Source organism: Amycolatopsis sp. NPDC051373, from assembly GCF_040689465.1.
Lineage (GTDB): Bacteria > Actinomycetota > Actinomycetes > Mycobacteriales > Pseudonocardiaceae > Amycolatopsis.
Genome location: NZ_JBFBAE010000022.1, coordinates 124,402 through 147,940 on the forward strand (window position 1 = coordinate 124,402; position 23,539 = coordinate 147,940).

Annotated in this window: 27 protein-coding genes and 2 pseudogenes; 19 read left to right on the plus strand and 10 right to left on the minus strand. The window is 67.5% G+C overall.

What is annotated here, in order from left to right:
* Nucleotides 1-8: 8 nt before the first annotated feature.
* Both AB0383_RS34575 and AB0383_RS34580 read right to left on the minus strand, forming a co-directional pair.
* Nucleotides 9-1,025, minus strand: coding sequence for an alpha/beta fold hydrolase (locus AB0383_RS34575; protein ID WP_366189526.1), 1,017 nt, complete (start codon nt 1,023-1,025; stop codon nt 9-11).
* Nucleotides 1,026-1,505: 480 nt separating this feature from the next.
* The gene (locus AB0383_RS34580; RefSeq protein ID WP_366189527.1) at nt 1,506-1,733 is read right to left on the minus strand and encodes a hypothetical protein; all 228 of its coding nucleotides are present in this window, start codon (nt 1,731-1,733) and stop codon (nt 1,506-1,508) included.
* A gap of 266 nt (nt 1,734-1,999) precedes the next feature.
* Here AB0383_RS34580 and AB0383_RS34585 point away from each other — a divergent pair, with 266 nt between their 5' ends.
* Nucleotides 2,000-2,464, plus strand: a complete 465-nt coding sequence (locus AB0383_RS34585) for a MarR family winged helix-turn-helix transcriptional regulator (protein WP_366189528.1) — start codon at nt 2,000-2,002, stop codon at nt 2,462-2,464.
* Here the strand turns inward: AB0383_RS34585 and AB0383_RS34590 are convergent.
* Both AB0383_RS34590 and AB0383_RS34595 read right to left on the minus strand, forming a co-directional pair.
* Nucleotides 2,461-3,396: pseudogene (locus AB0383_RS34590) on the minus strand (aldo/keto reductase). The gene AB0383_RS34585 and the pseudogene AB0383_RS34590 sit on opposite strands and share 4 nt — an antisense overlap.
* A gap of 103 nt (nt 3,397-3,499) precedes the next feature.
* Complete coding sequence (locus AB0383_RS34595) at nt 3,500-3,721, minus strand: hypothetical protein (RefSeq protein ID WP_366189529.1); 222 nt, start codon at nt 3,719-3,721, stop codon at nt 3,500-3,502.
* Between the two features lie 446 nt (nt 3,722-4,167).
* On the opposite strand from AB0383_RS34595, the gene AB0383_RS34600 reads away from it, so the two are divergent.
* From AB0383_RS34600 to AB0383_RS34650, 11 genes are all read left to right on the plus strand, one after another.
* On the plus strand, nt 4,168-4,479 hold the full coding sequence (locus tag AB0383_RS34600; protein WP_366189530.1) for a hypothetical protein: 312 nt from the start codon (nt 4,168-4,170) through the stop codon (nt 4,477-4,479).
* 6 nt (nt 4,480-4,485) lie between these two features.
* Nucleotides 4,486-4,638 carry a LuxR C-terminal-related transcriptional regulator gene (locus tag AB0383_RS34605; RefSeq protein ID WP_366189562.1) on the plus strand — a complete coding sequence of 51 codons (153 nt, stop codon included), beginning with the start codon at nt 4,486-4,488 and terminating at the stop codon, nt 4,636-4,638.
* Between the two features lie 255 nt (nt 4,639-4,893).
* A complete protein-coding gene (locus AB0383_RS34610; protein WP_364188847.1) occupies nt 4,894-5,577 on the plus strand; it encodes a GntR family transcriptional regulator in 684 nt (227 codons plus the stop codon).
* A gap of 201 nt (nt 5,578-5,778) precedes the next feature.
* Nucleotides 5,779-6,579 (plus strand): transporter substrate-binding domain-containing protein, encoded by an 801-nt coding sequence (locus AB0383_RS34615; RefSeq protein ID WP_366189531.1) that lies wholly within the window; start codon nt 5,779-5,781, stop codon nt 6,577-6,579.
* A 22-nt stretch (nt 6,580-6,601) separates the two neighbouring features.
* Nucleotides 6,602-7,261 carry an amino acid ABC transporter permease gene (locus AB0383_RS34620; protein ID WP_364188841.1) on the plus strand — a complete coding sequence of 220 codons (660 nt, stop codon included), beginning with the start codon at nt 6,602-6,604 and terminating at the stop codon, nt 7,259-7,261.
* 17 nt (nt 7,262-7,278) lie between these two features.
* Nucleotides 7,279-8,073: an amino acid ABC transporter ATP-binding protein gene (locus AB0383_RS34625; protein WP_364188838.1), complete on the plus strand. Its 795-nt coding sequence runs from the start codon at nt 7,279-7,281 to the stop codon at nt 8,071-8,073.
* A 2-nt stretch (nt 8,074-8,075) separates the two neighbouring features.
* Nucleotides 8,076-8,975, plus strand: coding sequence for an NAD(P)-dependent oxidoreductase (locus AB0383_RS34630; protein WP_364188835.1), 900 nt, complete (start codon nt 8,076-8,078; stop codon nt 8,973-8,975).
* On the plus strand, nt 8,947-9,741 hold the full coding sequence (locus tag AB0383_RS34635) for an SDR family NAD(P)-dependent oxidoreductase (protein ID WP_366189532.1): 795 nt from the start codon (nt 8,947-8,949) through the stop codon (nt 9,739-9,741). The genes AB0383_RS34630 and AB0383_RS34635 overlap by 29 nt, the downstream gene beginning before the upstream one ends.
* 50 nt (nt 9,742-9,791) lie before the next feature.
* Nucleotides 9,792-11,201 (plus strand): allantoinase AllB, encoded by a 1,410-nt coding sequence (allB, locus tag AB0383_RS34640; protein ID WP_366189533.1) that lies wholly within the window; start codon nt 9,792-9,794, stop codon nt 11,199-11,201.
* 102 nt (nt 11,202-11,303) lie between these two features.
* Nucleotides 11,304-12,008 carry a hypothetical protein gene (locus AB0383_RS34645; protein ID WP_366189534.1) on the plus strand — a complete coding sequence of 235 codons (705 nt, stop codon included), beginning with the start codon at nt 11,304-11,306 and terminating at the stop codon, nt 12,006-12,008.
* A 54-nt stretch (nt 12,009-12,062) separates the two neighbouring features.
* Nucleotides 12,063-12,308 (plus strand): YrhB domain-containing protein, encoded by a 246-nt coding sequence (locus AB0383_RS34650; protein WP_364188826.1) that lies wholly within the window; start codon nt 12,063-12,065, stop codon nt 12,306-12,308.
* 536 nt (nt 12,309-12,844) lie between these two features.
* On the opposite strand, the gene AB0383_RS34655 is transcribed toward AB0383_RS34650, so the two are convergent.
* From AB0383_RS34655 to AB0383_RS34680, 6 genes and pseudogenes are all read right to left on the minus strand, one after another.
* Nucleotides 12,845-13,471 (minus strand): amino acid synthesis family protein, encoded by a 627-nt coding sequence (locus AB0383_RS34655; protein ID WP_366189535.1) that lies wholly within the window; start codon nt 13,469-13,471, stop codon nt 12,845-12,847.
* Nucleotides 13,390-14,412, minus strand: coding sequence for an ABC transporter ATP-binding protein (locus AB0383_RS34660; protein WP_366189563.1), 1,023 nt, complete (start codon nt 14,410-14,412; stop codon nt 13,390-13,392). Before AB0383_RS34660 ends, AB0383_RS34655 begins: the two co-directional genes overlap by 82 nt.
* A 33-nt stretch (nt 14,413-14,445) precedes the next feature.
* Nucleotides 14,446-15,018: pseudogene (locus AB0383_RS34665) on the minus strand (ABC transporter ATP-binding protein); the annotation flags it as partial.
* A complete protein-coding gene (locus tag AB0383_RS34670) occupies nt 14,901-15,407 on the minus strand; it encodes an ATP-binding cassette domain-containing protein (protein WP_366189536.1) in 507 nt (168 codons plus the stop codon). The gene AB0383_RS34670 and the pseudogene AB0383_RS34665, both read right to left, overlap by 118 nt.
* Nucleotides 15,408-15,427: 20 nt before the next feature.
* Nucleotides 15,428-16,324 carry an ABC transporter permease gene (locus tag AB0383_RS34675; protein WP_366189537.1) on the minus strand — a complete coding sequence of 299 codons (897 nt, stop codon included), beginning with the start codon at nt 16,322-16,324 and terminating at the stop codon, nt 15,428-15,430.
* Nucleotides 16,325-16,349: 25 nt separating this feature from the next.
* Nucleotides 16,350-17,297 (minus strand): ABC transporter permease, encoded by a 948-nt coding sequence (locus AB0383_RS34680; protein WP_366189538.1) that lies wholly within the window; start codon nt 17,295-17,297, stop codon nt 16,350-16,352.
* 350 nt (nt 17,298-17,647) lie between these two features.
* On the opposite strand from AB0383_RS34680, the gene AB0383_RS34685 reads away from it, so the two are divergent.
* The 7 genes from AB0383_RS34685 to AB0383_RS34715 are packed head-to-tail and all read left to right on the plus strand — an operon-like array spanning nt 17,648 to nt 23,503.
* The gene (locus AB0383_RS34685) at nt 17,648-19,285 is read left to right on the plus strand and encodes an ABC transporter substrate-binding protein (RefSeq protein WP_364188812.1); all 1,638 of its coding nucleotides are present in this window, start codon (nt 17,648-17,650) and stop codon (nt 19,283-19,285) included.
* Nucleotides 19,282-19,686: a Gfo/Idh/MocA family oxidoreductase gene (locus AB0383_RS34690; protein ID WP_366189539.1), complete on the plus strand. Its 405-nt coding sequence runs from the start codon at nt 19,282-19,284 to the stop codon at nt 19,684-19,686. Before AB0383_RS34685 ends, AB0383_RS34690 begins: the two co-directional genes overlap by 4 nt.
* A 14-nt stretch (nt 19,687-19,700) precedes the next feature.
* Nucleotides 19,701-20,261: a Gfo/Idh/MocA family oxidoreductase gene (locus tag AB0383_RS34695; protein ID WP_366189540.1), complete on the plus strand. Its 561-nt coding sequence runs from the start codon at nt 19,701-19,703 to the stop codon at nt 20,259-20,261.
* A complete protein-coding gene (locus AB0383_RS34700; RefSeq protein WP_364188806.1) occupies nt 20,258-20,995 on the plus strand; it encodes an SDR family oxidoreductase in 738 nt (245 codons plus the stop codon). The genes AB0383_RS34695 and AB0383_RS34700 overlap by 4 nt, the downstream gene beginning before the upstream one ends.
* 20 nt (nt 20,996-21,015) lie before the next feature.
* Nucleotides 21,016-21,942 (plus strand): allantoinase, encoded by a 927-nt coding sequence (locus AB0383_RS34705; protein WP_364188803.1) that lies wholly within the window; start codon nt 21,016-21,018, stop codon nt 21,940-21,942.
* On the plus strand, nt 21,939-22,745 hold the full coding sequence (locus AB0383_RS34710) for a sugar phosphate isomerase/epimerase (protein ID WP_364188800.1): 807 nt from the start codon (nt 21,939-21,941) through the stop codon (nt 22,743-22,745). The genes AB0383_RS34705 and AB0383_RS34710 overlap by 4 nt, the downstream gene beginning before the upstream one ends.
* Complete coding sequence (locus AB0383_RS34715) at nt 22,742-23,503, plus strand: SDR family oxidoreductase (RefSeq protein ID WP_364188797.1); 762 nt, start codon at nt 22,742-22,744, stop codon at nt 23,501-23,503. The genes AB0383_RS34710 and AB0383_RS34715 overlap by 4 nt, the downstream gene beginning before the upstream one ends.
* The last annotated feature ends 36 nt before the right edge of the window (nt 23,504-23,539 follow it).

Here is a 23,539-nt window from a genome sequence, read left to right on the forward strand (position 1 = left end):
CAGGCGGATCAGACTTCCGTGGCGAGCAGTTCCTTTATGCCGTTGTCGATGAACTGGGTGTCCTCCTGGTTGATGCCGCCACCGGCGAAATGTCCCCACACTCCCGGGATGACGCGCAGTTCCGCCCGGTGCATGTGCTTGACTTCCCACTCGTTGTCCTCGGGCGGGAAGTACAGGTCCTGCTGCGCCGGCATCACGATCGCGGGCGCCCGGATCGCGCCGAGTGCGTCCTCGAGGCTGCGCATTCCCGGCGTGTTGCCGATGTCGGCGTGCTGCCAGGTCCACAGCATGGCCAGGAGGTTGTTCGCGTCGCGCTTGAGGAACAGGCCCTCCCAGAAGGCCACGAGGAAGTCTTCCAGGGACCCGTAGCCCAGTGGCTCGCGCTCGTAGATCGTCTCCCGGTAGAACTGCTGGCAGAAGCCCCAGCCGGCGTAGACCCGCGCCAGCGCGCGGAGCCCGATGTCGGGTTGCTTGTCGTACCGGCCGCCGTTGTAGGCCGCGTCCGCGGTAAGCGCCGTCCTGACCCCTTCCAGGAACACGAAGTTGTGCAGGCTGGTCTTCGCCGATCCGCAGAATGGCAGGATCCGCTTGACCATGTCGGGGAAGCTGACCGCCCACTGGTAGGTCTGCCCGGCGCCCATCGACCAGCCGGTGACCAACTCCAGTTTCCCGATGTCGAAGCGCTCGGTCACCAGCCGGTGCTGGAACTGGACGTTGTCATACATCGTCACCCGGGGAAACGACGCGCGGTCATGCGGCGCGGGCGTGTTGCTCGGCGACGAAGACAACCCGTTGCCCAGCATATTCGGAATGATGATGAAGTACCTAGCCGGATCGAGCGCCATCCCCTCGCCGATCAGCCATTCATTGTCGTAATGCTGTCCGGAATACCACGTTGGGTAAACGATCGCATTGCTCTTGTCACCGTTGAGCTCGCCGTATGTCTTGTACGCCAGCTTGGCATCGGTGAGTGTGGCGCCTTCTTGCAACCGGACGGTACCAAGGTCGAATATTTCGTAATCCACGAGAGCCTCCCTACCGGTTTCTTCGGCTGCGCCCTCTTCGTGGTCTACGGTACGCCGACAGCGGGTAGGCGGTGTCGGCCGGCCGAACTGTATCGCGCCAGTTCCCGCCCCGGTCGACCTGCGCTGATACCGGTGGGATTCTCGATGTTCAAGTTGTGCACGTCGAGCAGTTCGCGGTCGGTCCACGATGGACTTCGATCCTCCACTGGACCCAGAGTGACAATCGGCCACTCTGGGTCCAGTTCGAGGTCACGAGGTACCTCCACGCCGGTGTCGCTCAATGTCGGCAACACCAGAAAACTGCAGCTCACAGGCCTTTTAGGTCCGTGGGTGCTGGGTTGAACCGCGCCAGCGGCTCGAACTGCACCGGCGCAGCCATCGCAACCTCCTGGCTCACCCGCCAGCGGGACCGCGCCCACCCGGCGACACTTGCCCGCGAACGTAACCCGGGCGGAGCAACCCACCTGGGAAAAGTGCTGGTCACCAGCCCGCAGGATGAGTGGTCAGCCTCGACATCCGGTGCGGGACCGACCAGCGGTAGTGCATCGTCCCGACGTCCAGCGACGGCGCGAAGGGTTCGGTCTTGACGTCGCGGCGCCACGCGGCCAGCAGCCGCATTAGCCTCATCTGCTGGGCAACGACCGCGCCGCGCGCGAAGTCGCGAGCGAGTTCCAGTGCGGTGGCGTCCAGCTCGGCTTCGGAGACCACGCAATGTCTCCTCGGCTTGCGCGTGCCGACCGGAGCAGATGATGTCGTTGGCGATACTGGGCCCTACGAGCAGCGGAAGGCGCTGCGTCCCGCCGCCCCCGGGGATCACACCGAGCTAAATTTCCGGCTGCGCGATCTTCGCGTTGTCGGCCATCACCCGCATGTCGCACGCCAGGATCAACTCGCACGCGGCACTCAGCGCCGCTCAGCTGCGACACCAGCTAGAGTGCAGGTCGCCTACGGTGTGGATGCGATAGAGTCCGTTCATGGGGCGTCCATCCACGCAAGCGAGGCTGACCGCGCTCGCTGACGCGTTCACCGATCTCGGGCCGGCGTGGGGCCGCTGGGTCACCGTGTGCACCCCGCCGGAGGCCGTCAGCTACATACGCCTACGCCTGCTTCGTGCGCTCGACCAGCACGGAGATTGCATCATGACTCACCTGGCGAGCTCGCTCAACGTCACGCAGCGCCGCATCACTTCGCTGGTGGCCGCGCTTGCCGACGAGCAGTTCGTCGAGCGCCGGCCCAACCCGGACGACGGGCGCAGTACAGTCATCAGCATCACCGACCTGGGTCGGGAGCACCTCGAGCGCAACTGGGCGCAATTCCAAGCCGAAGTCCGCGAGGCGTTCGGCGACTTGCCGCCCGAGCTGCGGAAACAGTTGCTCGACATCACACCCAAACTGACCGAGGCATTGCGCGCTCGGACTGCGGCCAAAGCCGTGGACTAGCCCCCGAGAACGAGGAAGGGGCCGCTTTCGCGGACGCTTCCTCGTTCAGCACTACGCAGCAAGCTCTGCTCCTCGGAGCGTGCACTCGCGATGACGGAGCCGCATCCCGGTCGCGCTGCCAGCGCCCCGATGGCGATCTCCAACACCGTGCGGCCGTGATTCTGACCCCAGGCGGCCAGTCGCTCGACGATGTCGATCCGCTCGTCGGTCACGGTGCTCGCGTGTCGTTGTTCAGTGAGTCGCGACCCAGCTGGGATATCGCCGCCGCGCCGGATCTTTCCGGTCAGCAGGCCGTTGGCCAGCGGGAAGTACGGCAGCACGCCGAGTCCGTAGTGAATCGCCGCGGAAACGACTTCCTTCTCGGCCTCGCGATCCAGCAGTGACCACTGGTTCTGTGCAGACACGAATGGCACGCCGCCGATCTCGCGCGCGACGTGGGCGGCTTCGGCGATCTGCCGCCCGGCCGTGTTCGAATGTCCGACGTAGCGCACCTTGCCCTCCGCGACCAGCTCGCTGAGCGCGGATATGGTTTCCCCGATGGGCATCACCGGATCGGGTGTGTGCAGCTGGCAGAGGTCGATGTGGTCGTTCTGGAGCCAACGCACTGACCCGTCGATCGATCGGCGGATCTAGGCCCGGCCGCCCTTGGCACCCGCAGCTGGGCTGTATCCCATGTCGACCTCCTGGTGGCCCCACTTGCTGGCCAGGACCACTCGATCACGCCGGCCCTTGAGCGCTTCGCCGAGGAACTCCTTGGAACCGCCTTTGCGGCCGTACATGTCGGCTGTGTCCAAGAGCGGCACGCCCGCGTCGAGGGCTGCGTCGACCACCCGCCGCGTCTCGGACTTGTCGAGTTTTCGGCCGAAGTTGTTGCAACACAAGCCGACGACCGATACGTGCAGGCCGCTGGCGCCCAGATTCCGGTACCGCACTCGGCTACCCTTCCTGTGTCGTGGCTCTTCACCCGATCGGTGGGGGCGCCGAGTCCACCGGCCGGCCCCGCGGCCACGGGCCGGCAACTGAAGACTTGGCCAGTCAGATGGCGTCGCGAACAAGCTCGATGACAGGGATGGCGCGCTTGGTTTTCCGCTCGTAGTCGGAGAAGTTCTGCATGTCGCTCGCCTGCCTGCCGTACACCCCCACCAAAGACCGCAACCGGCCCCGTTCGCGGTTTGTCTGTCCGACGCTGACGTGGTGTTGTGGACGTTCGACGCGTCGACTGTGACCGGTGCCGTGTACACGGCTCTCATCGCTCATCCCGGCTCCACGCAACACGAACTCGTCTCTGTGACGTCGTTGGCTGCGGAGTAGGTGCGCGCATCACTCGAAACCCTGTGCGAGCAGGGTCTGGCAGGCCTCGACGTGGCGGACGATGAAAAGACCTGGGAACCGGTGCCGCCAGACCTCACTGTCGATCGGCTCATCGAGTAACAGGAACAGACTCTCATCAAGGCACGCAAGGCGAGCCAGGACCTGACGCGGCTCTACTGGATGGCACGGCGGGAGACTACGCCGGCCTCGGGGTCGTGCGCGGGGAAAGGGAGTTGGCCTTTCTTTATGTCGGTGCTGTCTCGTGCCACAACCCAGGTGCGGGCGTGCAACCGGTCGCCGTTCCTTACGCCGCGAGACGCGACCGTCGTCGACGTGCTCGTCGCCGACCACGCGGCTACACCCGGGCGCACGTGGCCGTACGGTCGATCTCGTTGAACGGGCTGTTCGACGATCCGCTGGTCGGTGATGCCGCGTTGCGGATGATGGACGCGGGGGATCGCTCGCGCATGCTCCCGATCGACCTCCCGCTCAAATGCATGATCGCCGACGGCCGGCTGGCGATGGTGCACCTCGACACCGCGGACTACGACAGTTCGGCGCACCTCGTTGTCTACCGGTCCGGTCTGTTGACCCTGCTGATTGACTTCTTCGAGACCCTCTGTGAGATGGTGATCCCGTTGAGCCGCGAGCGGCAGCCCGCTGAGACGGCGGCAGGGCTCAGCCAACGCGAGCGGACGATCTAGACGATGATGGCAGCCGGCGCGACCTACACCACTATCGCGCGTCGGTTGGACCTTTCCCAGCGGGCAATCCTGCGGCACGTGACCGTCCTCCGGCGCCGCCTCGGCGCGACGAATCTGTTCCAGGCCGGGTTGCAAGCAGCGCGGCGCGGCTGGATCTAGGTGTTGTGACTCCACCGGCGTAGCGCCCTCCGGGCTCGGTGATCACTCGACAGGCTCGACATCGATCGCTTCAAGCCTGCGTGATTACGTCACCCGATTGGCGCAAGGCGGTTGCCGATCGCCGGGACCGGCAAACGATGTCGAACGCTGGCTCGTCCGTATACATCCAGGTAAAACCCTATTGACCCTAGTCGGAGGGGAGCCTATAGTCCCGTATCCAGATACGAGATACGGATATGAGATACGGAGCCGGTGATGCTCGATCCACTCGACGTTCAGCGGGACAGCATCACCGACCGCGTCTTCGACGAGATCCGGCAGGCGATCGTCGATCGCAGGCTGCTGCCAGGGCAGCGGCTGTCGGAGGCCAAACTGGCTTCGATGTTGGGGGTCTCCAAGACCCCGGTGCGCGAGACACTGATCCGGCTCGAGCACGTTGGGCTCGTCGAGCCTGGGCCTGGCAGCGGACTCCGGGTTGTCCAACCTTCGATCAAGGTCGTTCAGGACGCGTACGAGGTGCGCCGTGGTCTCGAGTCGCTGGCTGCGGGCCTCGCAGCCGAGCGGGCGAGCGACGACGTTTGCAGCAAGATCAGAAAAGCCGCGGACGAAGGGCTCGCTTGCACTATCGCCAGCGACGAGTCCGGGCGCCGCGGCGCCGACCGGATCTTGCACACCCTCATCGCGACGGGCTCGGGCAACATCAAGCTCGCAGCCGACATCGAGAATTACTACGTGCTGACGTGGGCCCTGCGGCAGCGTGATGTACCGGAAATGTCCGAGAGTGCTCGCTGCGGCGAACAGCACCAGCGTGTCGCAGCCGCCATCTCCGACGGCGACGCGCCGGCTGCCCAAAATGCCATGGCGGAGCACTTGGACACTCTGCGCGAACGCGTTCTCGCCATGCTGGAGATCCCGCGGCCGGCGGAAATCTTCAGCTGAACCGGCGGGGAATCGCAAGACTCCCGCCGGCACGCGGCGTAGTGACAGTCACCGTGCCGTGCAGTACAACCACTTTCCTCGGGCCTGCTGCGGCTCACCTGGTCAATGTCGTTCCCCAGAAACACATTGCCGTGCTCCCTTGTTCGTCCTCCCCGCCCGACTTTCCCCGTCCCACCGATCCTCACCGTCGAGGAGAACATCATGAATCCACGCCGCACCCTGCGTATCTGGCTCTCGGTCCTCGCCGCGGGGTTGACATTCACCTCCGTGTCCGCCTGTTCGTCGGGCGGGTCGAACCTGGACGACATCAAGTCCCACGGCGCCATCACGATCGGCACGTCCGGCAACAACGCACCGACGATCTTCCGGGATCCCTCCGGAGGTTTCGTCGGCATCGACGCCGACTGGGCGAACCTCATCGCGAAGAGCCTCGGAACGAAGGTCGAGTGGAAGACTCTCGACTTCTCCGGCATCGTGCCCGGGCTGCAGGCGAAGAAGTTCGACATCGCGATGTCGGGCTTGCGCGTGACGCCCGACCGGCAGAAGGTCGTCGACTTCTCCGAACCGATCGGGTACGACGACGCCGTCGCGGTGTATCCGCAGAAGGAAACCGGGATCACCGGTCCGGAGAGCATCAAGGGCAAGAGCGTGTGCGTCGTCGCGGGTTCGTCCAACGGCGAGGCTCCCGTCCAGCGCATCGGCGGAGCGGCGAAGGTGACACGCTACCCCGGCCAGGCTGAAGCGTTCTCCGACCTGAAGAACGGCCGGTGCGACCTGATGGTCACCGGAAGGATCCTTGCGCTGTACTGGATCAAGTCGGGTGACGGTACCGGATACGCGGTGTCCCAGAACGGCACGGACGGGACCGCGCTGGCCGTCGGTGTCCCGAAGGGTTCCGACGCGTTGCTGCAGGCCGTCAACAAGGCGATCGAAGACGCCAAGAAGGCCGGCGCGTACCAGAGCATCGCGCAGAAATGGCTCGGCCAACCGTTCAAGCAGTGAGCGCGACGAAGAGGAATCACCCATGAATCTCGACTTCTCCGTCGTGGCGCAGTACTTCCCATTACTGCTCGACGGATTGCTGGTCACCGTGGAGGTCTCGGCCATCACCTTGGTGCTGGCGACCGTGCTCGGCACGTTCATCGCCATGGCCCGGATCTCGCACCGTCAGTGGCTGCGGGTCCTCTCGGGAATCTACGTGTGGATCATGCGCGGCACCCCGGTGCTGCTGGTGCTGTTCTTCATCTACTACGCGGCACCGAGTTTCGGACTGCAGCTGCCGGCGTTCGCCGCGGCAGTGATCGGCATGACGCTGAACTCCGCGGCCTACAAGGCGGAGATCATCCGCTCCGGCATCGAAGCGATTCCGCGGACGCAGACGGAAGCGGCGCTGGCGGTGAACATGACCTACGTGCAGACGATGCATCGGATCGTGCTCCCCCAAGCCGTGCGGATCGTCATCCCGCCGTACATCAACAACGCGATTCTGCTGGTGAAGAACAGCGCGCTGGTCTCCGTGATCACGGTGCCGGACTTGATGCTCAACGCGCAGCAGATCGTTTCGAGCACCTACCGCGCGGTCGAGATCCTCGGCACCGCCGGGTTGCTGTACTTGGTCGTGACCAGTCTGCTGATGCTGGCGCAGCGTTACAGCGAACGCCGCTTCGCCCTTCCTGACCGATGAGCCGACCGGAGCAAGACATGACCCAGCAGCCGGCCACCGAAGCCGCGCTCCCGCTGTTGCACCTCAGCGGATTGCACAAGTCCTTCGGCACCAACGAAATCCTCCGGGGGATCGACCTCGAGGTCCACGCAGGCGAGACCGTGGCAATCATCGGCCCGTCCGGCACCGGTAAGTCGACGCTGCTCCGATGCGTCAACTGGCTCGAGAAGCCCAGCGCGGGCGAAGTCATGCTCGACGGCGTGCGCCTGCGCGCCGAGATGACCGGAAAGGAAGAACAACAGGCGATACGCGCGCTGCGCAGCCGCGTTGGAATGGTCTTCCAGCAGTACAACCTATGGCCTCACTTCAGCGTGCTGCGCAACGTGACCGAAGGTCAGGTGCGCGTGCTCGGCACCAATCCGGGCGAGGCGAAGGCAAAGGCTCGGGAGTTCCTGGCCCGAGTTCGGATGGAGGCCTTCGAGGACAGGTACCCCAGCCAGCTCTCCGGTGGTCAGCAGCAGCGGGTCGCGATCGCCCGCACACTGGCCATGGGGCCTCGCCTGGTCCTGTTCGACGAGGTGACGTCGGCGCTCGACCCCGAGCTCGTGGGTGAGGTGCTCGAAACGATGAAGCAGCTCGCGGACGACGGACTGACCATGCTCGTCGTGACGCACGAGATGGGCTTCGCGCGGCGAGTGGCTGATCGCGTCGTCTTCATGGACGGTGGTCACATCGCCGAACAGGGTCCCGCAGAAGTGGTGTTCGAGAACCCGGTGCATGACCGCACGAGAGCGTTCTTCGACCACGTGCGCCGATCGTCCTGGACCGTGTGATCGTGGCCGGGACGATCGTGACGGGCAGCACCGGGTTTCTCGGGGCTCACCTCGTCCGGGCTCTGGCCGCGCGGAATGGCCCTGTCGTCGCGGCGGATCTGGCGGAGCCGCCGCCAGACGTCCGGGCGCTGTGGGCTGATCACGTCGTCGAATTCCGCGAGCTCGACGTGCGGGAGCCGGCGGCGGTGTTCGCCGACGTGCGGCCGGACGTGGTGGTCCACGCGGCAGCCGTGACCAACGGTGATCGCCGGATCCTCGACGAGGTCAACGTCGGTGGCACGGCGGCGGTGCTCGCCGCTGCGGCGACGGCGCGGGTCGTTTACGTGTCGTCGGCATCGGTGTACGCGGACGGTGCCGTGCTCGACGAGGACAGTTCGGTTCGGACCGATCCAGGTGGCTACCCGGCCTCGAAACTCGCGGCCGAGCGACTGGCGGTGAAAGCCGGAGCCGTGATCGCGCGGGTGGCGGCGTGTTACGGACCGCTCGAACGCGACACCGGGACCCGTCAGGTGATGTCGTTGCCCTACACCGCGATCCGGGCGGCGCTCGCCGGCCGCGCAGTCCAGGTGGAACCGGGGCAGGCGGGGCGGGCTTTCGACCCGACGTGGGTCGGGGACATCGCGGAAGGCATCGCCGCACTCGCCACGGTGGACCCGCCGCACCGGCTCTACAACGTCGGCTCCGGAACCGCGATCACCCTGGCCGCCTTGGCCGACGCCGTGAATTCCGCGGTCGGGCCAGTTGAGCCGACAGACCCCCCGTTTTTCCTCAGCCTGCCGCCGGAGCACCGCAGCGGTGTCCTCGACGTGACGAGGCTGCGCGAGCTGTCCGGACGCGCGGCAACGCCGCTCCCCGATGCTTTGGCCGCCTACCTTGAATGGCTTCGTGACCATGCTTGCTGAAATTCCGATCGCGGCGAGGTTCACCGGTCGGCGTGCCGTGATCACCGGAGGAGCGGCCGGTATCGGCCTGGCCATCGCCCGGCGACTCGCGATCGAGGGCGCCTCGGTCACCGTTCTCGACCGTGATCCCGCCGCCTTGAAGGTCGTCGTGCAGGAGCTCCCGGGCGACGGCCATCGCGGCCGGTTGCTCGACCTCGCCGATGGAACCGCGACGCGACAGGTGGTTGAGGAGACGGCTGCGGACGGTGGACTGGACGTCCTGGTCCACAGCGCAGCGATGTCTGTCGGTGGCACCGCGCCAGAACTCGCGCCTGAGGAGTGGAGCGGAGTGCTGTCGGTCAACCTGACCGCGGCGTTCCACCTTGCCGCGGCTGCCATTCCCCACCTCGCCCGGTCCGGTGGCGGAGCGTTGCTGCTCATCGCCAGCCAGCTGGGACTCGTCGGCACTCGCGGTTCCGTCGCGTACACGGCCAGCAAAGGCGGCGTCGTGAATCTGACTCGGTCGCTGGCGTTGGACCACGCAGGTGACGGCGTCCGGGTCAATTGCCTCTGCCCAGGACCGACGGAGACGCCATTCCTCGAACGCAGTTTCGCGCGGACTGGCGACGCTGCGGCGGCGAGGGCGACGGCGCTCGGCCGGGTCCCACTCGGCCGCTTCGGGCGGCCGGACGAGATCGCCTCCGCCGCGGTGTTCCTGTGTTCGCCCGAGGCGTCCTTCATCACCGGCGCCACCCTCGTTGCCGACGGTGGCTACGTCGCACAGTGACGGCAAAACCGGTTGCCGGCAAGACTTTTGGCGGATCGACAAGGAGTACTGTGGAATACGACTTGGTCCTGCACGACGTGCAGCTGGTGAGCACAGACGGCGTCCGCAGGGCGACGGTCGCCATCTCCGGCGGGCAGGTCGCCGACGTACTGGATGCCGGTACCCGGCCCTCCGCGACCGAACACCTCGACGCCGGCGGGCTGCACCTGCTTCCCGGCCTTGTCGACACGCACGTGCACCTGCGAGCGCCGGCACGGCCCGATCGCGAGACGTTCCGCACCGGCACGGCGGCTGCCGCGGCCGGGGGAGTGACCACTATTTGCGAGATGCCGACGTCGGATCCGCCGGTCAACTCCGGCGCCACGCTCGCCCGGCGCGCGGTCGAGCTGCGGCCCGATGCCCTCGTCGACTACGCGCTCTACGGCGGCGCGGCATGGGAGAACCGCGACGAGATAGCCGCGATGGCCGACGCCGGCGCGGTGGCGTTCAAGACCTGGCTGCACGCACCGGCGCCAGGACGAGAAGCGGAGTTCCGCGGGCTGTCCTGCCCCGACGCCGGGCGGCTGCACGAAGTCATGCGCGACGTGGCGCGCACCGGACTGGTGCACGCCCTGCACTGCGAGCACGAGCAGATCCTGACCGTTGCGGGTGAAGCCGCCCGCCGGCAACACGGCTTGCCGGGCGCGGTCCACGCGGCGGCTCGGCCGGAAATCGCCGAAAACGCCTCGGTGGCGACGGTGCTGGCGCTCGCGGCCGCCATCGGCGCCCGGGTACAGCCCGTCCACGTGTCCAGTGCCGAATCGGTGGTGCTCGCCGCAGAGGCGCGGGCGCGCGGGGTGCAGGTGACTGTGGAAACGTGCCCCCACTACCTGCAGCTCGACGAGAAAGCCCTGTTCGAATTCGGCCCTTGGGCGAAATGCAATCCGCCGCTGCGCAGCGCCGCAACGGTCGAGCGGCTGTGGGACGAGCTGCGCGCGGGCCGGATCGACGTGATCGGCACCGACCACTGCCCGTACCGGCCAGAGGAGATCGCCACGGGTGAGGAGGACATCTTCGTTTCGCCACCCGGGCTTCCGGGGCTGGAGACGATGCTGCCGATCCTGCTCACCGCCGTGCACGAGGGCCGGCTCACGCTGCCCGACGTAGCCAGGCTCACGTCCGGCCGGGCCGCGGAGATCTTCGACCTGCCGGCCAAAGGCCGGATCACGCCGGGCGCGGACGCGGACCTGGTGCTGGTCGATACCACCAGCGAATGGACGTTTCGCCCTGAGGGCTTCTCGAAGGCCGCACCGAACGCCACGTTCCTCGACGGCTCCCGGTTCACCGGGCGCGTGGTGACCACTTTCGTACGCGGGCAGCGTGTTTTCGATCGAGGGCAGATCGTGGCCGAACCCGGCCACGGCCGGTTCGTCAGGCCCGATCGGGCTCGCGTGTCAGCTCGCCGCGCCGCGGCGAGCTGACACGCGAGCCCTCAGCTGAGCCCTGCGGCGACTCCTCGTCAGGAGCAAGGATGGGACCTGATGGGTAGCCAGGCCACAAGTTGGTCAGGTAGACATTGCCCTGTGCCAGAAGAACATGATCGGCCCTGGGTGCCGGCGGTTACCGCTGCGGTCGCCGGCTCGCTCGCAGGGCTCGCGGACGCAACTGGCTCGCCCTTCGTCGTGGGCGCGGCAGCCTCGGCAGCCGTGGGTATCGATGCCGGGCTGCGGAAGCTGGGAGAGCTGCGGGCCAGGCGTGCGATCGACACCTGTGATGACGCGGCGGCGATGGCCGGCATCCCAACTGAGGAAATGCTGACGGCGATTCTCGCGACTGAGGGGCTGCTGGATTTGTTCGGAGTGTGTGTTGAGGCGTCGGCTCGGACTCCGCTGCGAGTCAAGCGCCGGATACTGGCCCGGCTGCTGGCCGAGGGTTACGGCGAGGCGGACCAGTCGAAGCTGGAGAACAGGGTCTACATGGCGCGCATCCTCAATGACCTTGAACAGCCGCACTTCGCTATCTTGAGTGAGTTGGCGTCGGTTGAGACCGCGACGCTGGTCGGCCGGGCCAATCTTCTCGATCCGCCTCAGTTCGTGGACTTCACGCTCAGCGTCCTGATTAGCAACGGGCTGGTCCGCGGCGTGGACCAGTTCCTGTCGCCGCAGTACCCCACGTCCTACTCGAACCTAGATGACGAACCCAGCGCGCCGCAGGGCGGAAGCTTCGCGATCACAGTTCTGGGCCGAGACTTCTGCCGGTGGGCGGAAGATGCGACCGAACAGCTGTGAGCCCGGCCTCCTTCAACCAATGGGGCAGATTCTACTCCGCGAGGACGAACTGACGTGGTACTTCAGGACGCATTCGAGGCCGCCCAGCGATTTCTCGATGCCGGGATTCGGGCCCAGAACGACGCCGAGATCGTGATCAGCGAGTGCAAAGAACTCGCCGACGCATGGTATTTCGACTACAACAGCCGCGCCTTCCTGGAACAGGATGACATCTCATCGGCGCTCGTCGGCAACGGCCCTGTCGTCGTTCCCAAGTCTGGGGCGGAGCCCTACATCGGCTCTGTTTTCGGACCCGCTTGACATGCGATGTGACGGCCTCGAGCCCTGCTCACCCTCACCGGACTCGTCCTGAGTCGGTGCGGTGTCGTTCAAGCCGGGGAGGATGCCGCCGGCTCGGCATCGTCAGGCGTGCCAAGCCTATGATGGCCACCGCTGCACCCTCTCCGCTCACGCATACAACGATCGACCGCAGAACACCTGCGGCGAGCGATCGATTCACCATCAACGACACCATCGAGCGCTCTGTCGCGCGGAGCTTCGGCTCGCCAGGATGCCTCCAGCAGCGGAGCCCCAACGACCGGACCGAATGTGGAGCACCTGTTCTCTGCACCGTAGGCGAGTGGGAGCTCCTGGCGGGGGTCGGTGGGCATGTCGGCGCAGTGGAGCCGCTGCGCTGGTGCGGGCCGGGTATAAGTGCCGGCGCTTCTGCTTCGGACAGCAAAGTGCCGAGGACGAGTGCTGGATGTTCTTCGACGTCACCGACCTGGCTTGGGAGCTGAAGATCCGTGACAGGTCCCGGCGATCGCGCCCGACACTCACGCGGTCGGCGACCGCCGCTAGTTCGACGAAGCCGGAGGGCTGAGGGTGATCCGGTGCCCCGGCCGGCCCCCGACGGAGAGGGCGAGCCCGATCACGATCTCGTCGGGGTGCGCCGCATCGGGGATCGTGATCTCGGCGGCGTCGAAGTCGTCGGCAGCCCAGATCTCCTCCTTGTTCGCGAGCGGGATCAGGAGGGGCGAGCCGGGCGCGCCCGCCTTGGCGCTGCTGCTCATGATCGCCTTGCCCGGGGAGACGAGTGCGCGCACCGACCTGCCGAACCGCGGGTGCAGCACCGCAACTGCGTGTTCGATCGCGCCGCCGGTCCCGACGACCGCGCCCTTGCCGTAGCCGGCGACGTCAGCAGGCTTGACGCCGAGCGCATCCACGGCGCGCGCGACCAGGAGCGCCCCGAGGTCCTCACCGGCTTGGATGAGCTCGTCGAGGTCGTCGTCGGCACGGCGGGCGAACGGGTTGGAGATGACGGCCGCGACGCGGAGCGCACACCGGGGGACAGGCGGCTCCGGCCGGGGTCGGGGGTCGGCCGGAACCGCCTGAGTCTGTCCTACTCGGACTTGATCCTCCGCAGGAGGTCCTCCGGCGCGATGTGGCAGCGGTATCGGTTGCCCTTCCCGGTGTCCTGCCACGGCGGCTCCTGCGTGCGGCAGACGTCGCCGAGCGCCCGGGGGCACCGGGTGTGGAACCGGCACCCGCTCGGCGGAGCGGAGGCGCTGGGGTAGGTGCCGTCGAGGCGGATGCGCTGGCGGGTCTCGTCCGGGTCGAGGTCGGGCGCCGCCGAGAGGAGTGCTTCGGTGTAGGGGTGGTGTGGTGGCTGGAACACGGCGTCGGCCGTGCCGATTTCGACGAGCTGGCCGAGGTAGAGCACCCCGATGCGGTCGGCGAGGTACCGGACGACGGACATGTCGTGCGAGATGAACAGGTACGCGACGTCCTTGGCCACCTGGAGTTCGACCAGCAGGTTCAGGATCGCCGCTTGCACTGAGACATCGAGTGCGGAGACGGGCTCGTCGCACAGCACGAGCGAGGGTGACCCGGCGAACGCCCGCGCGATCGCCACGCGCTGCTTGAGTCCGCCGGACAGCGCGCTGGGGCGCACGTCGAGGTGGCGCGGTTCGAGCCGCACCGACGACGTGAGCTCTTCGACGCGGTCTTCGCGCCCCCGGCCGCGGAGGCGGTCGTTCAGCAGGGTCACGGCCCGGCTCAGGATCCGCCGCACGGGGTGGCGGGGGTTGAGCGCGTTGTCGGGGTTCTGGAAGACCATCTGGATCTTCCGGCGCATCGTCTGCTCGGCGCGCCCAGGCCTCTTGGAGAGCGTGACGTCCTCGAACTGCAGCGTGCCTTCGGACGGGTGGGTCATGCCCGCGATGCACTTGGCGATGGTGGTCTTGCCGCTCCCGGATTCGCCGACCAGACCGAAGACCTCGCCGCGGTGCAGGTCGAAGGAGACGTCGGAAACGGCGGTGAACTCGTGTCCGCCGGTGCGGTAGCGCTTGGTCAGGTTGCGGACTTCCAGCAGCACTTCCTCGGTCGTCCGCTCGGTTGCGGAGAACTGTTCGACTTCGCCCACCGTCCGGGTCCGGTCGTGGTGGAAGCAGCTGACCGCGTGGTCGGTGCCGAGTGATTCCGCCGGCGGCATTTCGGTGTGGCAGCGGTCGGTGGCGAGTTCGCAGCGCGCGGCGTACGGGCACCCGGTGAGTGCGGTGCCGGGCGCTGGGAGTGATCCGGGGATCGTCGCGAGAAGACCGGCCGACTTGGTGACGCCGTGGCGCGGCACCGAGCGGAGCAGGTCCCGGGTGTACGGGTGCCGAGGAGAGGCGAACAACTCGTCCGCGGGAGCTTCCTCGACAAGCCGGCCCGCGTAGAGAACGCCGACGCGGTCACAGATTTGCGCCACGATGCCGAGGTTGTGGCTGATGAAGAGCACGGCGGTGTGGAATTCTTCGCGCAGCTGCTTGATGAGTTCGAGTACCTCGGCTTCGACGGTCGCGTCCAGGCCGGTGGTGGGTTCGTCGAGCACCAGGAGATCGGGGTTCCCGGAGAGCGCCATCGCGATCATCACGCGTTGCTGCTGGCCGCCGGAGAGCTCGTGCGGGTAGCGGCGGGCGCACGCGGCCGGGTCCGGGATCCGGACCTTGGCCAGCATCTCGAGGGCCTTCTCCTTGCATTCTGCAGTGGACAGTCCACTGTGCACCCTGATGCCTTCGGCGACCTGCGCTCCGATGCGAATGAAGGGTTCAGGGATGCGCCCGGGTTCTGGTACACCATGGCGATCCGCCCACCACGCCATTGGCGGAGGAGGCCCTTGCCTGCGGACAGGGCATCCTCACCGGCGAACGTGATGCCGCTGCCGTCGCTGACGACCGCGTTGTCCGGGAGGTACCGCATGATCGACATGGCGACGGTGGTCTTGCCGCAGCCTGACTCGCCGACGAGGCCGTACGCCTCGCCCGGTCGGATCGTGAACGACACGTCCCGCACGACCGGCGACACCCGCGAACCCCTCCGGTAGCTGATGTCCAGGTTGCGCACGGCCAGCGTCGGCTGCTCCAGCGTGGTGGTCATAACGGTGCCTTCCGGGGGGATCAAGCGTCCAGCACGCGCTGGAAGCCGTCGGCGACGAGGTTGACGGCGACGACGAGCGTCGCCAGCGCCAAAGCGGGGAACAGGACGATCCACGGCGCGACCTGCAGGTAGATCTGGCCCAGCGAGATCGTGAGACCCCAGTCCGGGGACGGCTGCTGGATGCCGAGCGTGAGGAACGACAGCGTTGCCGAGGTGAAGATGGCGTAGCCGAGCCGGACCGTGCCCTCGACGATGATCGGACCGGTCACGTTCGGCAGGATCTCGGTGAACATGATCTTCGGGCCCGACGCGCCGGCCAGCTTGGCGGCGGCGACGTACTCGAGCTCCCGCTGGGTGAGCACCGCCGCGCGCACCGTCCGGGCGACGCCGGGGACGAAGGTGACCGCGATCAGCAGGATCACCGGCAGCTCGCCGGAGCCCAGCACCGTGAGCACGAGCACGGCGATGATCACGAGCGGGAACGCGAGCACCGCGTCGACGATGCGCATCGCGACATCGTCGAGCACGCCGCGGTAGTACCCGGTGAACAGGCCGAGCGCGACGCCGCCGGCCAGCCCCAGCGCGGTGGCCGCCGGGGCGACGGTGAGCACGGGGGAGGCGCCGGCGAGCAGGCGCGACAACACGTCGCGGCCGAGGTTGTCCGTCCCGAACAAGTGGGCACCAGACGGCCCCTGCAATGTTTGCGGGAAGATCTGTTGCGGATCGTGCGGGGCGAAGGACTGCCAGAAGATTGCGTCGACGACCCAGAACAGCAGGATCACCGCACCGATCAGGAACGTGGGGGAGCGCAGCAGCCCGCGCACGATCTCGCGTCGGCGGGCCTTCGCAGCCGTGGACGCCTGGCGGGGCGCCGCCTGCCCGGTGGCAGGTGCGGCCATGGTCTCCGTTGACGTCATGAATGCTCCTTCTCGTCCGGCCCGGTCACGCCGCAGCGAGCCGGATGCGGGGGTTGAGCACGCCGTAGAGGAGGTCGGCGCACAGGTTCGCCACGGTGTAGATCACCGCGATGACGAGCACGGCTGCCTCGAGGACCGGGAGGTCGTGCCCGGTGGCCGAGGTGTAGATGAGCTGGCCGATCCCTGGGTAGTTGAAGAGCTTCTCGACCACGACGAGGCCGCCGACGGCGTACCCGACCTGGGCGCTGACGACCGTGATCGCCGGCAACAGGGAGTTGCGCAGAACGTGCTTGCCGATGACGCGGCCCGGTTTCAGTCCTTTGAGGACTGCGGTCCGCACGAAAGCGGAGTCGAGCACGTCGACAGTGCCGGCCCGCGCCATGCGCGAGATGTAGCCGAACAGGACGAACATCAGCGGGATCGACGGCAGGAGCAGCTGGCGGAAGACGTCCGTGATCTCGGGGAGTGGCACCGACGACGACACCGGGAACCACTTGAGCGAAACGCCGAACACCACGAGCAGCACGGTGCCCGCCACGAACTCGGGCAGTGCGATGAGGGACAGTCCGGTCACGGAAATCGCGCGGTCGGTGAACTTGTCCCGCCTCAGGGCTGCCACCACGCCGAAGCCGAGGGACAACGGCACGGCGATGACGAGCGCGAACCCGCCGAGCAGCAGCGAGTCGCCGAGGTGCCCGAGTACGAGGCCCGTGACCGGTTCCTGCAGGAGGTAAGACTTGCCCCAGTCGCCGTGGAGGAAGCCCCACATGTAGTCGAGGTAGCGCACGGGCAGGGGCCGGTCGAGCCCGAGCGTGTGGTTCAACTGCGCGACCTGGTCGTTGGTCGCGTACGGTCCGAGGATCGTGCGTCCCACATCGCCGGGGAGCACCTGCGAGACCGCGAACACGATGATCGACACGAGCAGGAGCGTCAGCACGCTCAGCGCGAGCCGTTTGGTGATGAATCCGATCATGTCTGAGCCCAGCCTGTCGTCTGGTGGGGCGCACCCGGGGAGAACGCCGGGGATGGCTTGTCACGGGCGAGCAACACGCCCTGCCCGTTGATATTCTGTATAGCGTATCTGTCGCCCAAGAGGGAAGCAACGGGCTGCTGCGGTCTCGCCGTGTTACGTTCTTGTTGCTCCCGGTGTAACAATGCTGCTGGTCAAGGCAAAAACGTGCATTGCAAGGAGGCGCTGCCGCGCGGGGGATTGTGCTTTGCGGGCTCAGGGAGCTAACTTATATGGAATATCAAATCCCGATCTGAAGCTCAGGATCGGAACCCGGTGACGCCGTTCGGTGCGCCCCGAGTGAGGAACTGCCGATGGACGACTACGAGTACCACCTGTTCGAAGAGGTGCGGGCCCGGCGGCTGAGCAGGCGCGGATTCCTGCGCCGGGCCAGTGTGCTGGGGCTCGGCTTGCCGGCCGCGTCGGCCATCCTCGCGGCCTGCGGTCAAGGCGGTGGCATCAACTCCGTGCCGGCGGTGGGCCCGCCTCGCCGAGGTGGGACGGCGAATGTCGCGATCACCCGGCCGGCCTCGCTCGTGGACCCGGTGACGCTCTACAACCAGGGCGGTCAGACGACAGCGCAGATCGCCGGTGAATACCTGTGCTTCCCGCGCGCCGACTACACCCTGGACCCGCGGCTCGCGGTGTCGTGGTCGGCCAAGCGACCGGACACGTGGACCTTCGTACTACGTCAGGGGGTGAAGTGGCACGACGGCAAGCCCTTCACCGCGGACGATGTCGTGTACACGATGAATCTGCTGACCGATCCGAAGGTCAACTCGTCGGCGCTGTCGGCGTTCAAGGGGATCTTCTCGCACGGCAACATCGAGAAGGTCGACGACCACACGGTCACGTTCCATCTCGACCAGCCGTTCGTGGACTTCCCCTATCTCGTCTCGGCCTTCAACTTCAACGCGATCATTCTGCCGAAGAACTACCAGATCGGCGATTTCGCGAAGGGGCACGTCGGGACTGGCGCCTTCGTGATGACCGGCTACCAGCCGGAGACCGGCGCCACCTTCGCGCGCAACCCGGACTACTGGGACAAGCGCTACCCCTACCTGGACAGCCTGCGCCTCACCTACTACGCGGACGACAGCGCCATCGCCCTCAACATGCAGGGCGGCAGAGAAAACGTGTGGCCGATCGCGCCCCACCAAAGTGCGCAGGCCCTGCAGGAGACCCCGAACCTCAAGATCATCAAGAGCCCGTCCAGCGAGTACCGCGGCTTCCATATGCGGACGGACCAGGCGCCGTTCGACAACCCGCTGGTGCGGCAGGCCGTCGCCGCGTGCTTCGACCGGCCCGCCCTCGTTCAGGCCTTGCTCGGCGGTGACGGCGAGCTCGGCAACGACCACTCGTTCGCACCCGTCTTCCCGGTCTCGAAGCAGGCGATTGCCCAAGTCCCCCAACGGAAGCAGGACTACGCGCTGGCGAAGTCCCTGCTCGCCCGCGCCGGGCACCCGAACGGTTTCCCGGTCACCCTGACCACCGAGCAGTACCTCGAGATCCCGCAGTACGCGGTCCTCGCGCAACAGGCCCTGAAGCCGGCGGGAATCAACCTGCAGCTCAACGTGCAGCAGCAGAGCGCCTACTACGGCACGGGAAACAGCCAGCCGTGGCTCGAAGTGCCGATGGGCATCGTCGACTGGGGTGCGCGCGGCGTGCCGAGCCAGGCGATCCTGCCCGCGTACACCTCGGGCGGCATCTGGAACGCTGCGCACTGGAAGAACCGCGACTTCGACCGCGCCTTCGCCGACCTGAACGCCTCGCTCGATGAGCAGACCCGGCTCAAGGCCGCCGCGCGGATGGCCGTGATCCAGCATGACCAGGTGCCGGCGATCATCGGCTACTGGATCAAGAACCTGCGTGTGACCGGTGTGTCCATCGGTGGTCTCGCCGAAGGACCCGCGAACCACTTCGACCCGCGAACCCTCTGGAGCGCAGTATGAGCACGGCGATCGGCCTGGTCGGCCTCGGCTGGATCGGCGACAGCCACCTCACGGATCTCGCCGCTCGTGCGGACGTGGAGATCCGCGCTGTGTGCGATCTCGATGCCGGGCGAACGGCGGAGTTCGCGGGACGCTACGACGCACGCGCTTGCAAGGACGTCGACGAGCTGCTCGCAACGGAACTCGACGCCGTCTGGATCTGCACTCCGCCGCAACACCACCTGGCGCCTGCGCGGCAGGCGTTCGCTCGCGGGATCCCGGTCTACTTGGAGAAGCCCGTCGCCCGCGATCTCGCCGAGGCGACAGAGCTGACTCGGCTCGCGGAGGAGTCGGGGGGGTGTGCGCCGTCGGTTACCAGTGGCGCGCGCTCGAGCTGCTCGATGCTGTGCGCTCGGAGCTGAAATCTTCCGACGTCGTGAGCCTGTCCGGCTACAGCGTGGGCCCGACCGCAGCCCGGCCCTGGTTCCTCGACCAGGCCCAGGGCGGTGGCAACCTGCTGGAACGCGGGAGCCACCAGATCGACCTGGCCCGGGCCGTGGCCGGCGAGGTCGAATCCGTTTTCGCCGTCGGCAGCACCGTGCGCGTTGATCGGCCCGGCGTCGCCGCGCGCGACATCGACGATGCGCTCACCCTGGTGCTGCGCATGACCAACGGTGCAGTCGCGACCATCGTCATCGCCTGGACGCCGGCGGACGTCTCGGGCCGCTATGGCCTGGACGTTGTCACGGACTCCGGCTTGCTGAGGGTGGCGCTCGACCCGGAGTTCAGGCTGACCGGACGCAACCGCGGCCTGGAAGTTTCCGCAGGGGTGGCCGAAGAGCCGTTCAGCGCATCGAACTCGCGGTTCCTCGCCGCGGTGAAGGCGGGCGACCCCGCTGCGGTGGCGTGCACCCCTGCCGATGCCCTGGCCACTCTGCGGGTCGCGCTCGCGGGAGAAGAAGCGCTCGCGACCGGACGAACGGTCACGTTGTCGTGACCACACCGAACGTCGTCGTCACCGGCGCGGCCTCGGGAATCGGGCGCGCCGTGACGCAGATGTGCCTCGCCACGGGCGCGCGCGTGGCCGGCCTGGACCTCGGCGCAGGTGCTGCGCATCCCGGTTACGAGGATGCCTACTTCGCACTGGCGGCCGACGTGTCAGACGAAGGCTCGGTGAGCGCGGCGGCAGAGGCGGTTCGGACCGAGTTCGACGGCGTCGACTGGCTCGTCAACTGTGCCGGGATCGGCGGGTACACCGGCGACGTGACCGAGACGTCACCGGAGTCCTGGCGGCGAACTCTGGACGTGAACCTGACCGGCGCGTACCTGGTGTCCCGTGCGGTGTTGCCGCTGATGCGCGGCAGGGCGGGCGCGGCCGTCGTCCACGTGAGTTCGCAGTACGGAATGGTCGGCGGCGCCGGGTTTCCGGCGTACTGCGCGGCGAAAGCCGGCCTGATCGGGCTCACCCGGGCAATGGCCGTCGACCACGCGCCGGACGGGATCCGCGTCAACTGCGTATGTCCGGGGCCGACCGACACCCCGATGCTCGCGCGCAGCGGCCGGGACGAAACCGGTGGCCGCGAAGCCGAACGCGTACGGGAACGGAACTTGTTCGGCACCCCGGCGCCGCCGCAGGACGTCGCCGAGACGATCGCGTTCCTGCTGGGGCCGGGATCGGCCTCGATGACCGGTGCCGTCGTCCCTGTGGACGGCGGCTGGACCGCAGGGTGAATCACGAGAGGGAGCGGAAAGTGGCAGAGACCACGCGCGTACGGGATTTCGTCGGGTACGGGCGGAACGCCCCGCGGGTGCGGTGGCCCGGCGAGGAGAAGCTGGTCATCAACATCGTCGTCAACTACGAGGAGGGCTCGGAGTACTCCGTGCTCGACGGCGACGACCACAACGACGGTTGGGGGGAGTACGACTACGAGGTCGACCCGGCGATCCGGGACTTCGGCAGCGAGACGCACTACGAGTTCGGCAGCCGTGTCGGCATCTGGCGGCTGGCCCGGCTGTTCGACCGATTCGACGTACCGGTCACGATCGGGGCGTGTGCCACGGCGCTCGAGCGCAATCCCGAAGTGGCCCAATGGGTCCGGGAGAGCCGGCACGATGTGATCGGCCACGGCTACCGATGGCTCGAGTACAACCGCGTGGACCGCGAGGTGGAACGCGAGCACCTACGGCTGGCCATCGAGTCGCTGGAGCGCACGACGGGGGAGCGGCCACTCGGCTGGTACCTGCGGTCGTTCCCGAGCGAGCACACGCTCGACCTCCTCGTCGAGCAAGGCGGCTTCCTCTACGACTCCGACGTGTGCAACGACGAGTTGCCCTACTTCATGGAAGTTTCGGGGCAGCAGCTGCTGATGGTGCCCTACTCGAAGGTCTACAACGACACTCGTTACCTGTTGAACCCGACCTACGGCTCGCCTTCACAGTTCTTCGAGAGCATGCGACTGGGTATCGACTACCTCTGCGAAGAGATCGACCACGGGCTCGGGCCCCGGATGCTCACGGTCGGGCTCCACCCGCGGTGGAGCGGGCAGGCCAACCGGGCGAGCGCCGTGCGAGATCTGCTGGAGTACGTGTCGGGCAAGGAAGGTGTGTCCTTCATGCGGCGCCTCGACATCGCGCGCTGGTGGCTGGACCACCACGACGAATGGACGGGTGCTCGATGACCGCGGTACCGCTCGCCGTCGCGAGCGCCGCCTTGCCGGACCTGGATCCGCGGCGGCTGTGCGCGGTCGCCGCGGAGCACGGCCTCGACGGCGTGGAGTGGGGCGTCGGGGTGGGGCACGCCCTGGAGCTCACCGCTTCGGACGCTCAGCTCGCCGCCGTGGCCGGTGCCGCAGAGGAAGCCGGTATTGCCTGCGCGGGGGTGGCGGTGCACGAACCGGACGCGCTCGCCTACCCCGGCCCGCTGTGGCAGCGGGTGTGCGACCTGGCCGTAGCACTCCACGCTCCGCACGTGCGGGTCTACGCGACAGGCCACGGCACCGACTTCGACACTGACTTCACCCGCCTGCGCTCGCAGCTGGCGGGCAAAGCCGCGGAATGCGCTGCGCGCGGTGTGCGGCTCCTGCTCGAGCCCGCTCCCACCACGCTGGTGCCGGATCCGTCGCTCGCGTGCCGCGCGCTGTCCGAAGTGGACGTCGACCGCGTCGGCATTGTCTACGACCCGGGCAGCCTCGCCCGCGAGGGGTGGCAGGATCCGTTCCTGGCCACCGGTGTGCTGGGGCCGCTGTTGCGGCACGTGCACGTGAAGAACGTAGCGCCCGAACGGGCCGAGGACGGTACTTGGCTGTGGCGGCGCACGGCGCTGGACACCGGGATCGTCGACTGGCCGCGGGTGTCGGACGCGCTCGAAGCGGCCGGCTACTCCGGTTGGTTCGTGCTGGATCACCTGAGTTCCCAGGAGCCTGGCAGTCTGGCCGCCGATCTTGTCCATCTGAGGAAACTGACGGAGATGAGCCGAACGTGAGCGACCTCAACGGGCGTGTGGCTGTGGTGACCGGGGCGGCTTCCGGGATCGGCCGCGCCATTGCGTTGTGCTTCGCCGAAGCTGGCGCACACGTCGTGGTCGCGGACCGGGTGCGCGAAGCATGGCACGGCGGCGAGCCGACCGACGAGCTCGCCGAGGGCGCCGTCTTCGTCGAGTGCGATCTGGCCGATCCGGTCGCGGTGGACGGCCTGGTGCCCGAAGCCGTCGCGCGCTTCGGGCGGCTTGACGTGCTCGTGAACAACGCCGCGACGAGCGTTGGGCACGAGCTCCTCGAGACGACGGACGACGAGTGGAACCGGGTTCTCGCGGTCAACCTGACGGCGCCGTTCGTGCTCAGCCGCGCGGCGGTGCGACAGATGCTGACCCAGGAAGGGCGGTCGGAGGTCCGCGGCCGCATCGTGAACGTGACATCGCAGCACGGGATCGTGGCGGCCCGCGAGGACACCGCGTACGGGGTGTCGAAGGCCGCCTTGAGCCAGCTGACCCGTCAGACCGCGGCCGAGTACGCGGGGCATGGCATCGTCTGCAACGCCGTGGCGCCCGGCAAGATCGAAACCGGCCCGAGCCCGCGTGCCGGCGACCCGGTGTGGCAGGAGTACTGGACGAGCCGCACTCCGTGGCCGCGCCTCGGCAGTCCCGAGGACGTCGCCCGCGCCACGCTGTACCTGGCCGGCGACGACGCCAGCTACATTACGGGCACGACGTTGATGGTCGATGGCGGCTGGACCGCCCGCTGAGGCGGACCGGTGGCTCGGCGATCAGCCCGTCACGCC

Excerpts from the sequence above, each read along its gene's own strand:
- AB0383_RS34685 (WP_364188812.1), top strand. The coding sequence starts at position 17,648 with ATGGACGACTACGAGTACCACCTGTTCGAAGAGGTGCGGGCCCGGCGG.
- AB0383_RS34595 (WP_366189529.1), bottom strand. The coding sequence starts at position 3,721 with ATGAGCGATGAGAGCCGTGTACACGGCACCGGTCACAGTCGACGCGTC.
- AB0383_RS34615 (WP_366189531.1), top strand. The coding sequence starts at position 5,779 with ATGAATCCACGCCGCACCCTGCGTATCTGGCTCTCGGTCCTCGCCGCG.
- AB0383_RS34625 (WP_364188838.1), top strand. The coding sequence starts at position 7,279 with ATGACCCAGCAGCCGGCCACCGAAGCCGCGCTCCCGCTGTTGCACCTC.
- AB0383_RS34585 (WP_366189528.1), top strand. The coding sequence starts at position 2,000 with ATGGGGCGTCCATCCACGCAAGCGAGGCTGACCGCGCTCGCTGACGCG.
- AB0383_RS34710 (WP_364188800.1), top strand. The coding sequence starts at position 21,939 with ATGACCGCGGTACCGCTCGCCGTCGCGAGCGCCGCCTTGCCGGACCTG.
- AB0383_RS34620 (WP_364188841.1), top strand. The coding sequence starts at position 6,602 with ATGAATCTCGACTTCTCCGTCGTGGCGCAGTACTTCCCATTACTGCTC.
- AB0383_RS34670 (WP_366189536.1), bottom strand. The coding sequence starts at position 15,407 with ATGACCACCACGCTGGAGCAGCCGACGCTGGCCGTGCGCAACCTGGAC.
- AB0383_RS34680 (WP_366189538.1), bottom strand. The coding sequence starts at position 17,297 with ATGATCGGATTCATCACCAAACGGCTCGCGCTGAGCGTGCTGACGCTC.
- AB0383_RS34605 (WP_366189562.1), top strand. The coding sequence starts at position 4,486 with ATGGCAGCCGGCGCGACCTACACCACTATCGCGCGTCGGTTGGACCTT.
- AB0383_RS34690 (WP_366189539.1), top strand. The coding sequence starts at position 19,282 with ATGAGCACGGCGATCGGCCTGGTCGGCCTCGGCTGGATCGGCGACAGC.
- AB0383_RS34610 (WP_364188847.1), top strand. The coding sequence starts at position 4,894 with ATGCTCGATCCACTCGACGTTCAGCGGGACAGCATCACCGACCGCGTC.
- AB0383_RS34675 (WP_366189537.1), bottom strand. The coding sequence starts at position 16,324 with ATGACGTCAACGGAGACCATGGCCGCACCTGCCACCGGGCAGGCGGCG.